Origin of the sequence: Streptomyces sp. NPDC014733 (genome assembly GCF_043083385.1) — a bacterium.
Classification (GTDB): Bacteria; Actinomycetota; Actinomycetes; order Streptomycetales; family Streptomycetaceae; genus Streptomyces.
On sequence record NZ_JBIBYO010000010.1, the window covers coordinates 148,106 to 160,145 of the forward strand.

The 12,040-nt window shown below is 75.0% G+C and carries 10 protein-coding genes and 1 pseudogene; 7 read left to right on the forward strand and 4 right to left on the reverse strand.

Translation table 11 applies throughout. The features are described 5' to 3' along the window. Positions 1 to 305: 305 nt before the first annotated feature. Positions 306 to 1,220 (reverse strand): pyrroloquinoline quinone biosynthesis protein PqqB, encoded by a 915-nt coding sequence (gene pqqB, locus ACF1BH_RS22415; RefSeq protein ID WP_391644797.1) that lies wholly within the window; start codon positions 1,218 to 1,220, stop codon positions 306 to 308. A 213-nt stretch (positions 1,221 to 1,433) separates the two neighbouring features. On the opposite strand from pqqB, the gene ACF1BH_RS22420 reads away from it, so the two are divergent. The 5 genes and pseudogenes from ACF1BH_RS22420 to ACF1BH_RS22440 all read left to right on the forward strand — a co-directional run bounded on the left by ACF1BH_RS22420 (position 1,434) and on the right by ACF1BH_RS22440 (position 5,161). Next, the gene (locus ACF1BH_RS22420; protein WP_391644799.1) at positions 1,434 to 1,961 is read left to right on the forward strand and encodes a GNAT family N-acetyltransferase; all 528 of its coding nucleotides are present in this window, start codon (positions 1,434 to 1,436) and stop codon (positions 1,959 to 1,961) included. Positions 1,962 to 2,160: 199 nt separating this feature from the next. Next, entirely contained in the window at positions 2,161 to 2,484 is a 324-nt protein-coding gene (locus ACF1BH_RS22425) for a hypothetical protein (protein ID WP_391644801.1), read from the forward strand. Between the two features lie 110 nt (positions 2,485 to 2,594). Continuing rightward, positions 2,595 to 3,604: pseudogene (locus ACF1BH_RS22430) on the forward strand (Tn3 family transposase). Positions 3,605 to 4,020: 416 nt separating this feature from the next. Then, a complete protein-coding gene (locus ACF1BH_RS22435) occupies positions 4,021 to 4,791 on the forward strand; it encodes a hypothetical protein (RefSeq protein WP_391644803.1) in 771 nt (256 codons plus the stop codon). 82 nt (positions 4,792 to 4,873) lie between these two features. Then, on the forward strand, positions 4,874 to 5,161 hold the full coding sequence (locus ACF1BH_RS22440) for a recombinase family protein (RefSeq protein WP_391644805.1): 288 nt from the start codon (positions 4,874 to 4,876) through the stop codon (positions 5,159 to 5,161). A gap of 213 nt (positions 5,162 to 5,374) precedes the next feature. Here the strand turns inward: ACF1BH_RS22440 and ACF1BH_RS22445 are convergent, their stop codons facing one another. From ACF1BH_RS22445 to ACF1BH_RS22455, 3 genes are all read right to left on the reverse strand, one after another. Then, the gene (locus ACF1BH_RS22445) at positions 5,375 to 8,485 is read right to left on the reverse strand and encodes an AAA family ATPase (RefSeq protein WP_391644807.1); all 3,111 of its coding nucleotides are present in this window, start codon (positions 8,483 to 8,485) and stop codon (positions 5,375 to 5,377) included. Beyond that, complete coding sequence (locus ACF1BH_RS22450; protein ID WP_391644809.1) at positions 8,482 to 9,648, reverse strand: exonuclease SbcCD subunit D; 1,167 nt, start codon at positions 9,646 to 9,648, stop codon at positions 8,482 to 8,484. Before ACF1BH_RS22450 ends, ACF1BH_RS22445 begins: the two co-directional genes overlap by 4 nt. A gap of 130 nt (positions 9,649 to 9,778) precedes the next feature. Further along, a complete protein-coding gene (locus ACF1BH_RS22455) occupies positions 9,779 to 10,405 on the reverse strand; it encodes a YigZ family protein (RefSeq protein ID WP_391644811.1) in 627 nt (208 codons plus the stop codon). Positions 10,406 to 10,639: 234 nt separating this feature from the next. Here ACF1BH_RS22455 and ACF1BH_RS22460 point away from each other — a divergent pair, with 234 nt between their 5' ends. Both ACF1BH_RS22460 and ACF1BH_RS22465 read left to right on the forward strand, forming a co-directional pair. After that, positions 10,640 to 11,419 (forward strand): type VII secretion system-associated protein, encoded by a 780-nt coding sequence (locus ACF1BH_RS22460; protein WP_391644813.1) that lies wholly within the window; start codon positions 10,640 to 10,642, stop codon positions 11,417 to 11,419. A gap of 184 nt (positions 11,420 to 11,603) precedes the next feature. After that, positions 11,604 to 12,011, forward strand: coding sequence for a CoA-binding protein (locus ACF1BH_RS22465; RefSeq protein WP_391644815.1), 408 nt, complete (start codon positions 11,604 to 11,606; stop codon positions 12,009 to 12,011). Positions 12,012 to 12,040 lie beyond the last annotated feature (29 nt).

Here is a 12,040-nt window from a genome sequence, read left to right on the forward strand (position 1 = left end):
TCTGCTCCGCGCCACCGTTGTCGGCCTCGCGGCCCCGGCGACGGCGGCGACCGCCCGGGCCGCACCGACGACGGACACCGGTGCGGCATCGGCGTCCTGACGCCCTCGGCGCAGTCCCGCGAAGGGGGCGGCATGCGCACCGGGGTCGCCGGCCGGCCCCGCCCGGTCGCGGGAGCCTGCGGCCCGGGTCCGGAACCACTACGGGGGTGTGGGTCCGGGCCCTCGGGGCTTTGGGCACGGCGACGGGACGTCCGGCGGGCTCGCTCGTGGTCCGCCGAGACGCGCGTGGCGCCGGGGCGGCCCCTTCACACCGTCAGCTCCGCCCCGTCCTCCGGCACCTCCACCCCGGCGTCCCGCACCTCGGCCGCGGCGTCGGACGCCGGGTCCAGCAGCGGATTGGTGTTGTTGAAATGGGTGTAGAGGCGGCGCAGGTCCGGGTGGCGGGCGAGGCGGGCGAGGGTGCCGCCCGGGCCGCTCACCGGCAGATGGCCCATCAGGGACTGTCCCGCGTCCGGCGACCGGACCGCCTGCCCCAGCTCCTGTGCGCTGAAGAACGTCCCGTCGACGACGGCGCAGGTCACCGACGCGAGGAGGGCGTCGAAGCCGTCGGGCCAGGCGGCCAGGCACGGCGCGTAGAGCAGCGCCCCGCCGGTCGCCGGGTCCTCGATCCGTACCGCGCTCACCCAGGGCACTCCGGCGGCGGGCGCCGCGACGTACTTCGGGGCCTTCGCGCCGACCGGGTGCAGGGTGGCGGTGAGCCCGCCGGACAGCGAGAGGGGGGCGGAGACGGCCGTCCGGTCGGCGGCTCCGGTCTCCCGCCACCACCAGGGCGCGTAGCGGTCCAGCAGGCCCCGCAGCGGGAGGGCGGTGGCCAGCGCCTCGTGGACGGGCGGCGCGGCGTGCACCGTCAGGTCCGCCGTGCCGCGCAGCACCGCCAGACCGAGGGTGTGGTCGACCTCCGCGTCGGTCAGCAGGACGCCGCGCACCGGGGTGTCGCGCGGCCCCGGTCCCGCCGCCAGCGCGGACGCCGCCTCCACCTGGACCCGGATGTCCGGCGAGGCGTTCAGCAGCCACCAGTCCCGGCCGTTGCCGCTGACGGCGACGGAGTCCTGGAACCGGGACGGCAACTCTCCGCGGCGGCACCGGGCACACAGCGCACACCCGCAGTTCCACTGCGGGAACCCGCCCCCCGCGGCAGTACCGAGCAACTTCACCCTCATCGACAGCCTCCCCAACTCGCGGACCGTGCACGGTTGCCGGCGCGTGCGCGTGCCGTGGAACGGCGGAACCCACCGCGGGCGCGGCGGGTTTCCGTGATCGTCGGGGAATCTCCCCGGAACGGCGCGGGTGAACACGCCTCCCGCCACGCGCGGTCGGCAGGGACGCCAGCACGGGACCGGGCGAGGTCACCCACCTCCGGGTACGGTGACGCGATGGCCCAGCTGAAGCCGCTGCATCCCGACCACGCGCCCGCGGTGCTCGCCTTCGAGCGGGCGAACCGCGCCTACTTCGCCGCCGCGGTCTTCGATCGTGGTGACGCCTACTTCGACCACTTCGCCGAAGGGTTCCACGCCCTGCTGGCCGAACAGGCGGCGGGCGTCTGCGCCTTCCATGTACTCGTCGCCGAGGACGGCTCGGTGCTCGGCCGGTTCAACCTCGTCGACATCGAGGAAGGCACGGCGGACCTCGGCTACCGGGTCGCACGCCATGTCGCCGGCCACGGCGTGGCGACCACGACCGTCCGGGAGCTGTGCGCTCTGGCGGCGGAGCGGTACGGGCTGCACACCCTCCGGGCGGCCGTCTCCGACGGGAACATCGCCTCCCGGAAGGTGCTGGTCAAAGCCGGTTTCCTGCCGGTCGGCCCGGCGGACCCGGCCAACCTCAGCGGCAGGCCGGGCACCTGGTACCGGCGCGACCTCGGCGGCCACGGTGCCTCCGCGGAGGCACCGGACCGGCGGTGACCCGGCGAGGGCCGGCACCCGCGCACACCGGCCCGACCCATGGTTCCTGACGGTGTGCGCCGCCCTTCAGAGGCATGACCCAGATACACCAGAAACCCGCCACGGGATGATCTTGAAGTGATGAGCATCCCGCGCCGTCACCCGTTCGATTCAGCGCCGTTGGTGGTGATATGGGGTTTCGTCTGGGGCGGGGTGGGTTGTGACCTCGATCGAGAGGACCGCGTATCCGCGGTTCAAGCGGCTGATCACCGCGCACGAGCTGCACCTGCGCGACTGCCTCCCCGAACGGCACGAGGACGGCCGCCCGGTCGACATCTCGTTCGCCACGCTGAACTGGCAGAAGGCGTTCCGCGACAAGAACCGGCCCGGCGCCTTCGTCCGCAAGCACTTCGAGGCGATGGTGTTCGCCGCGCTCGCCGAGGAACTGCGCACCGGCGACGTCGCGGTGACCGGCTCCGAGGAGTTCGCCGACCGGAGTGAGCAACTGCTGCCCTTGGGAGGATGTCGAGGCCAGGCTGGGTGACTACCTGGTGGAGGTCGGACTCGCCGAGTCCGGCGACGATGTGCCGTACGACGCCGTGCCGTTCCGCCGGCAGCTGGAGGACAAACTCACCGTGGTCGCCGCGAGCGCGGATGCCGGGTACCGGGCAACGAGGGCCAGGTCATCGCCCCCGGGACCGGCATCCCCTCCCTGAAGGCGCACCGCGCCGAGGGCCAGCGGGCCTCGGCGCAGGCTCTGGAGCAGGAGATCAAGGCGAGGATTCCGGAGCGCTCGCTGATCGGGATCGTCTCCCGCGCGGCGTGCGGGGGGCCGTCCACATCATCGAGGGCCTGCTCAAGAACACCAGCGAGCAGAAGCCGATCACCGTGCACGCCGATACGCAGGGCCAGAGTTTCCCTGTCTTCGCGCTCGCCCACTTGCTCGGCTTCGAGCTGATGCCTCGGGTCAGGAACTGGAAGGACCTCACCTTCTACCGGCCCACCAAGCAAGCCGAGTACGTGTGCATCGACGCCCTGTTCGGCGCACCGGGCCGCAACGTCATCGGCTTCGACCTGATCGAGTCGCAGTTCCGGCACCTGATGCGGGTGGCCATCTCGGTGCACGAGGGCGCCATCTCCCCCTGCTGCTACGGCGCCTGCGCTCCGGCTCCCGCGAGAACGCCACCTACACCGCCTTCCGCGAGGTCGGCCGCGTCATCCGCACCGTGCGGCTTCTGCGCTACCTCTCGGACGCCCCGCTGCGCCGCCGGGTGACCGCAGCGACGAACAAGGTCGAGGCGTTCAACGGCTTCTCCGAGTGGATCGGCTTCGGCAACGGCGGCGTCATCACCGACAGCGACCCCGACGAACAGGAGAAGACCGCGACGTTCAACGCCCTGCTCACCAACGCGGACATCTTCCACAACGCCCTGGACATCGCCGCGACCGTCCGCCAGCTCCAGGAGGAGGGATGGGAGACCGACCCCGAGGACCTGGCCCACATCTCGCCGTACCTGACCGAACACATCCGCCGCTTCGGCGAGTACTCCACCCACGAACTCGGCATCCAGCCTGGACCGTACGACCCGCACTTGGACGTCGGCTTCAGCCCGCTGCGCGGCGACGCCCCGCCCACCAGCGACGGCTACGGCCAGGCGGCCTGAGCCGTTCCCTGGGAAGAGGGGTGCCGACAGTTCCGAGAAGGCCGGTTCGCGGGAGACGGGCAGCGCGCCCGCCAGCCGGGGCCGATTAATCCGATCGAGGGAACTATCGGCCGGATAGCTGATATACGCCGCTCTGATAGTTCACCCTGCAATGACTTAGGCATCCAGCCAGACAGAGCCCCCTCCCTCCTCGTGATCGCGTCAGCCGCATACCCGTTGCGCGGTTGACGGCCAGTCACCCCGACCAACGCGACGACAGGCGGCACACACGCTTTCCGCGCCGTCCGCCGTACCTCCGGCCGATCCGTGACCGGCACCACCGGATATCCTCACCACACCAGCCACTACCGGCTGGAGGGCCGGGCCGCCCCTACCTGGCGTGGTTGCGTCAGCTCTCCTCACGAGAGGAAGACGTCATGACCACCAGCCCCATCCGGCGCCGCACCGCGCTGCTCAGTGCGGCACTCCTCACCGGGACGTGTGCCGCATCGCTCACCCTGGCAGCCCCGGCCCGGGCCGAGGCCGTGTGCCTGGTCAACGGCCTCCCGCCCGTCATCATCGGCAATGTCATCAACGGCACCCCCGGTAACGACGTCATCACCTGTGCAGGCCTGCCGCTCGATTACACCGTCAACGGCCTCGGCGGCAACGACACCATCCGCGTCCTCGAATTGCTGAGCAACGGCACGGTGGACGGTGGCGATGGAGACGACACCATCACCGTCGGGAACCCGCTCGGCGCCACAAGCGGCGTCCTCCGGGGCGGCCCCGGCGACGACACCGTCACAGTGATCGGCCACCTCGACGGAATCTCAATCTCCGGGGCGGCGCGCGTGGAAGGCAACGCCGGTGACGACACCCTGACCGCAGGCGTTGTCACCCGCGGCGGCTTCCTCCTGGGTGGTGACGGCAACGACGCCCTCACCGCCGACACCGTGGGAGACTCCGCAGGCATCAGTTCAGCCGTCAACGGGGAGGCGGGCGACGACACGATCCGCGTCCGTCAGCTCAACGCGACGCAGCTGCACGGCGGCAGCGGAAACGACCTCGTCAAGAGCTCACTCCCCGACATCCTGGGAAACCCGACCCCCGTGACCGTCACCAACGGCGGCTTCGTCCACGGTGACGGCGGCAGCGACACCTGCACCACCGCCCCCGCGAGCGCGAACAACTGCGAACAGCACTGACCGGGTCGGCGCATCCCGCCACGCTCCAACAAACACCAAGGGGCCGCCCTCCACTGCAGGCGGCCCCACGCCCGGGTCCGGCTTGCCGGCGTCGCTGGCCGGCGGTGGACTTCCATGTGCCGCACGCGGGCAGGAAGGCCGGCAGAACCTCGTACTCGCCGAGGCCGGGATCGGGGACCCCAAGGAGTTCGTGGAGGAGGTCGGCACCTCCAGTCGCCTTCATCCCCTCAAGCGCCCGAAGTTCGCCGCGCTGCTGGAATACGCCCGGACCGGCGACACCGTCCACATCTCGGAGATGTTCCGGCTCGTCCGCGGCACCCAGCACGTGCTCGATGTCCTCGACGTGCTCCACGCACGCGGGCTGCGTTGAACCGGCTGTAGGCCGCGGCGTGCGGCGTCTGCGTCCGCGGTGCGAACGCGGCGATGACGCCCGCCCGCCGCACGCGGTTGACGTACGCGGTGAGCACGAGGGTTTCGAGTTCGGGCAGGAGGGGCCCCTGCTGCTGGTCAGGACGACGGGGATACCGGTCGCCGCCGCGAAGCGCACGATCGTGCGCCCCCGCGAAGACCGGCAAGGCGCCCCCTACCCGCCCACGCCCCGGTGCCGCACCGCCGACCCCGACCGGTCCTTCACGACCTCCAGCTGGGCGGGGATACGGCCCTTCAGGTCCGCGACATGGCTGACGATGCCGACGCTGCGGTCGCGCTCCCGCAGCCCGTCCAGGACGTCGAGCACCTCGTCCAGGCTCTGTTCGTCGAGGCTGCCGAAGCCCTCGTCGATGAAGAGGGTGTCCAGACGGGTGCCGCCCGCCTCGTCCGTGACCACGTCGGCGAGGCCCAGCGCGAGGGCGAGCGAGGCGTAGAACGTCTCCCCGCCCGACAGGCTGGAGGTGTCCCGCTCGCGCCCCGTCCATGCGTCGATCACCCGCAGCCCCAGACCGGAGCGGCGCGCCCCGGCACTGCGCGCGTCCGTGTGCACCAGGGTGTAGCGGCCGCCCGACATCCGCTGCAGCCGCTCCCCCGCCACCACCGCGACCTGTTCCAGACGGGCGGCCAGGACGTACGACTCCAGCCGCATCCGGCGCACGTTCTCGCCGGAGGTGCCGGCGACGAGTGCGGCGACGCCGCCGACGACGCCGAACTCGGCGTGGAGCGGGGCGAGCCGGCGGGCCTCGGTGGCCGCCCGGTGCGAGAGGCGGTCCAGTGCGGCGCAGCGCTCCTGCGCTCCCGTGCGGGCCGCGGCCGCCGCGCGCAGCCGCCGTCCGGCGTCCTCCACGGCGCGGCGCGCGGCGGCCGGGTCGGCCTCCGCCCCCGTCGCCACGGTGGCGGCCGCCGCTTCGGCGTCGGCCAGTTCGCGGGCCGCCGCGGCGGCTTCCGCCTCCCGGTGGGCGACCCGTTCGGCCAGCTCCCGCCGTGCCGCCTCCGGCAGCTGCGCGGCCACCGCCTCGGCGACGTCCGCGAACCCGGCCGCGGCGACGGCGTCGGCGCGCGCCGCCTCGGCCTCCCGCAGCCGCCGGGCGGCGGTGCGGGCGGCGCCGGCCGCCTCCACCACGGCGGCCAGCATCGCGGCCCGCCGCTCACCGCGCCGGGCCCGCTCCGCGACGCTCGCGCACTCCCCGCGTGCCCGCGTCACCTCGTCGTGAAGCGCGTCCCGTTCGGCCTCCAGCGCCTCGCGGCGGGAGAGCCGGGCCGCGATCCGGCGCTCGGCGTCCTGCCGCTCCGCACGGCGCCGCTCCGCCTCGCGCTCCGCGGCCGCCAGCGCCTCCCGTGCGGGCCGCACCCCGGCCGCCACGCCGCGCACCTCCGCGTACGCGGCGGCCACCTCCTCGGCGTGGGCGGCGCGTTCGGCGGCCGGGGCGTCCCCGGCCGCGGCGGTCGCGGCGGACAGCTCACCGTGGACCTCGCGCACCCGGCCCTCCGCGGTGCGGTACGCCTCCTCGCGCTCGCGGTACGCGGCGAGCGCGGCCTCCTCCTCGGCGCGGCCGACGTGCCCCTCGCCCGGCTGCGCGGGCTGGGGGTGTTCCGTCGCGCCGCAGACCGCGCACGGTGCGCCGTCGCGGAGCGCGGCGGCCAGCTCGGCGGCGACGCCCCGCAGCCGGCGGTCCTTCCGCTCCAGCCACTGCTCGTGCGCCTCGGCGGACCGCTCCCGCGCGGCCAGCGACGCGGTGCGCAACCGCTCCAGGCGGACCGTCAGCTCGTCCCGGCGCCGGGCCGCCGCGGCGTGCTCGCGCGCCGCGGCCACCGCCGCCTCCAGCACCTCCGCGCGCCCGACGGCCTCCTGGGCGCGCTCCACCCGCTCCTGGAGGGCGGCGCGCCGCGCCTCCCAGCCGTCGAGCCACTGCGCGCACTCCGCCACCACGTCCTCGTCGGCGGCGCCCTCCCGCTCCGCCGCCGCGCGTTCGGCGGTCAGCGCGGCGACACGCTCCTCGGCGCGGCGGGCCGCCGCCAGGGTGCCGAGCTGTGCGCGCTCCTCGTGTTCCCGCGCGGCGAGCTGTTCGGGCTCCTCACCCGCGAGGGGGCCGGGCAGCTCGGCGCGGCGGGTACGCTCCGCGTCGCCCGCGGCCTCCGCCTCCCGCCGGGCCGTCGCGCACCACGCCAGCACCGGCGCCACCTCGGCGGCCCGGCCCGCGGCCGCCAGTCGCTCCCGGTCCCGGGCGTCCGCCGCGGCCGTCTCCGTCAGGCGGCCGGCGCGTGCCCGGGCCTCGGCCAGGCGCCGCCGTACCCGGTCGCGTTCCTGCGCCTCCTCCCACACCCGGGCGGCCGCCCGCTCCGCCTCCTCGGCCGAGCGCTCCGCGCAGCCGGCCACGGTCAGCCGCTCACGCGCCGCGGCCCGCGCCACCGCCAGCCGTACGAGGACGGACGCGGCGAACCCGGGCTCCCCCACGCCGGGGGCGTCCGCGGCCGGCTCCGGTGCCGGCCGGCGGCTCGCGGCGCCCGGCCGCCGCGCGGCCGGGACGGTGCCCGCCGCGGATCCGGCGGGCAGCGCGGGCAGCGCCGCGAGGTCCGGGCAGGCCCCGGCCGCCTCGGCCGCGCGGTGGGCGAGCGCCAGCAGCCGTTCGTCGCCGCCGCGGACCTGCTCGGCGGCCGCCTTCCGCCGGGCCGCCAGCCGCTCCTCGACGGCGGCGAAGCGGCGGGTGTCGAAGAGACGGCCCAGCAGCCGCGCCCGGGACTCCGCGTCCGCCCGCAGGAACCGCGCGAAGTCGCCCTGCGGCAACAGCACGACCTGGCAGAACTGCTCCTTGTTCAGGCCGAGCAGCCCGGCGATCTCCTCGCCGATCTCCTGGTGCGACCGGCTCAGCGCCTTCCACCGGCCGCCGTCGCCGGGCCCGGGCACGTACTCCCGCAGCCGGCTCTGTGCCTTCTCCCGCGTCGTGCCCGTACCGCGCTTCTTCGGGCGGGCCTGCTCGGGCAGCCGGGTGATCTCCAGCCGGCGCCCGGCGACGGTCAGTTCGAGGACCACCTCGGTGGGCGTCCACGGGTCGGCGAGATCGCTGCGCAGCGCCTGCCCGGACTGGCGGACGCCGGGCACCGAGCCGTACAGCGCGAAGCACACCGCGTCCAGGACGGAGGTCTTGCCCGCGCCGGTGGGGCCGTGCAGCAGGAACAGGCCGCCCCGCGCGAGCCGGTCGAAATCGACGGTCTGGGCGCCGCCGAACGGCCCGAACGCCGTGACCGACAACCGGTGCAGCCTCACGGCGCCACCTCTTCCGTCGCCTCGTACAACCGGACCTCCTCGAACGCGGCGCGCAGCACCGCCCGCTCCCCGTCGTCCGCCGCCCGCCCCTCGCGCACATGCTCCACGAAGTCCTCGGCCACCTCCTGGTCCCCGCGCCCGCGCACCCGCTGGGCGTACGAGGCGAAGGTGGCGGCCGGGCCCTCGTCCGGGTCGAAGGCGAGGGCGAGGGTGTGCGGGAAGCGCTCCGTCAGCCGCGCCATCGGCTCGGCCGGGCGCACCGGGTCGGTGAGGGTCGCCTCCACCCAGTGCTCCGCGTGCCGCTCCAGCGCCGGGTCCGCCAGCAGCGTCTCCAGGCGGCCGCGCAGCCGGGCCAGCGGGCGCGGGACGGGGGCGTCGACGCGCTCCGCCGTGATCGCGCCGTCCGCGCCGAGGTCGATCAGCCAGGACGATTTGCGGTGCGCCGCCTCGGAGAAGGAGTACGCGAGCGGGGAGCCGGAGTACCGGATCCGCTCGGTCAGCGCCTGGCAGCCGTGCAGATGGCCCAGCGCCACGTAGTCGACGCCGTCGAAGACCGCGGCGGGCACCGACGCGACGCCGCCGACCGTCAGGTCCCGCTCGCTGTCGCTCACCTCGCCGCCGGTGACGAAGGCGTGCGCCAGGACCACGGAGCGGGTACCGGCGGGCCGGGCGGCGAGGTCGGCGCGGACCCGGTCCATCGCGGCGCCCAGCACCTCGGTGTGGGCCGCGCGCCCGGCGCCGAGGCGGTCGCGGACGAGGGCCGGTTCGAGGTAGGGCAGGCCGTAGAAGGCGACCGGGCCGTCGGCGTCGTCGATCAGGACCGGTTCGCCGCAGCGCTCCGGGTCGGTGCGCAGATGGACACCGCCGCGCTCCATCAGCCCGGCGCCGACGCCGAGGCGGCGGGCGGAGTCGTGGTTGCCGGAGATCATGATCGTGGGGACGCCGAGCGCGGCGAGGCGGTGCAGCGCGGAGTCGAACAGCTCGACGGCGGCGAGCGGCGGCACCGCCCGGTCGTACACGTCACCGGCGACGAGGACGGCGTCGACGTCCCGGGCGGTGACGGTCTCGACGAGATGGTCGAGGTAGGCGCGCTGCGCGGTGAGCAGGCTCACGCGGTGGAAGGAGCGCCCCAGGTGCCAGTCGGAGGTGTGCAGCAGCCTCACCACGCCGCTCCTGTCCGCATCGTCACTCCCTCACCGGCCGCCCCCGGGCGGCCACGCCGGTCCGCGGTCACCCGGACATCCTCCCAGGCTCCCGGGGCGCACCCGGCCGCCCGGTCGGGTGCGGTCCGTTTCACGCCTCGCCGTACGCCTCGCCGCCCAGCTCCAGGACGGCGCTCCCGGCGGTGGTGTCCGCCAGCCAGGCGCCGAACGCCGCGACGTCCGCCTCGGGCAGACCGACCTCGATCCGGACGTCGGCGCCGTAGGTGACCTCGCGCACCGTGCGCCCGGTGGCCCGCAGATCGTTCTCCAGTTTTCCGGCCCGCTGGTGGTCGACGGTGACGGTCGCCAGGCGGTAGCGGCGGCGGACGACCGTGCCGAGGGTGTCCAGGGCCTCGCCCACGGCGCCGCCGTAGGCGCGGATCAGCCCGCCTGCGCCGAGTTTGATGCCGCCGAAGTAGCGGGTGACGACGGCGACGACGTACCGCATCTCGCGGCGCAGCAGCATCTGGAGCATCGGCACCCCGGCGGTGCCGCCCGGTTCGCCGTCGTCACTGGCCTTCTGGACGCCGCCGTCGGCGCCGAGGACGTACGCGTAGCAGTGGTGGCGGGCGGTGGGGTGCTCCTTGCGGACGGCCGCGATGAAGTCCTGTGCCTCGGCCTCGGTCGCGACGGGCGCGAGGGCGCAGAGGAAGCGGGACTTGTTGATCTCGATCTCATGCACCCCGGCGTGGGCGAGGGTCCGGTACTGCTCCTGCATCGCACCAGCCTATGCGGCGGCGCGGCGGGCCCGGTCACCGGCCGTCGTACGGGGGTGCGGGGCGGTGTCCGCCGTCCGGGGGCCCACGGCACGTCCAGGCGGCGTATCCGGGCGGGTGTTGCGGTGCGTCGGACGGACGCGGCGGCCGCCCGTGGGCACTGTGGCCGGGGCGACGGCCTCGTGCGCGGGGCCCGCTCGCGCACCCAGGAAACGTACGGGTCGGCGGAGGGCTTCATGGACGACAACACACACACGACGCTGGCGGCGGGCGTGCCCGTGACGGGCGAAGCGATGCCCGAACCGCCGCCGGAGGTGGTCGAGGCGGCCCGCGAGGCGCCGGACCACTGGCTGGCCATGGTCGACCTGACATGGACGGGCGAGGGCCCGCCGCCCCTCTGGTCGGTGATCGGGCAGTGGCGGTCGGGGCCGACCGGCGAGATCGAGGACTGGCGGGACAACCCGGAGTACCGGCCGTCCCCGCAGATGCTGGACTGGGCCGAGCCGACGGACCCGGTCGACCAGGCCGTCCAACTGGCGGCGACGGGGTACGGACCGGTGCCGGAGGTGGCCCGGGCGCTGGCGGACGCCGAGGTGTCGTACCTGGTGACGGCGGCGGGCGCACCACTGCCCGCGGCGTCGCCGGAGGGCACTCCGGTGGTGCCCGTCTACACCTCGGAGGACCATCTGGAGCCGGTCGGGCGACTGCTGGTCGACCGGCGCCCGGTGGCGGAACTGCTGGAGCGCCTGCCCGCCGGGCACGCGCTGTACGTCAACCCGACGGGCGCGGTGAGCATGCTGGTGGAGCCGGACACGGTGCGGGCGGCGGTCGCGGAGCGCGCGCCGGACCGGATCGCGGTGGAGGCGGCGATCGGCCGGCCCGGTACGGGCGCGGGCGGCGCGGAGCCGGTACGGGACGGTGAGGCGGGTGAGCGCGGCGGCCTGCCGAAGCCGGCGCGGACCGCCGCCGTCCGGGCGGACATGGCGAGCAGCGGTGCCCGCGGCGGCGCCGCCTGACGGCCCGCCCCACGGACCCGCCCCGCCCGTCTTCCCCTTCGGGCGGGGCGTTCGTCGTCCGGGTTCCGCGCGGACGGGAATCCCGGGCGGCCCCCGGCCGTTGCCGGTACGGGCCAGGCCGTCGGCCTCGCGCATCGAAGCGGTCCGGGTACGGCCGACGGCAGGAAGGGACGGGGAGGCGCACGTGTACGGCGATCCAGCGGTGATCCGCGGCATGCTGACGGAGATGGGCGACACCTGGGCGGTGGTCGGCCTGTCGAACAACACGTCACGAGCGGCGTACGGCGTCGCCGCGGCGCTGCAGCGGTTCGGCAAGCGGATCGTGCCGGTGCATCCGCGGGCCGAGACGGTCCACGGCGAGCCGGGTTATCCGTCGCTGTCGGCGATTCCGTTCCCGGTCGATGTGGTGGACGTCTTCGTCGCCGCCGAGCGGGCGGGCGCGGTGGCGGACGAGGCGGTCGCCATCGGGGCGAAGGGCGTGTGGTTCCAGCTCGGCGTCGTGGACGAAGCGGCGTGGGAGCGGGTGCGCGGCCGGGGTGTGGCGATGGTGATGGACCGCTGCCCGGCGATCGAGATACCGCGTCTGGGCTGAGCGGCGCGGGGCCGGTGGTGACGTCGCCG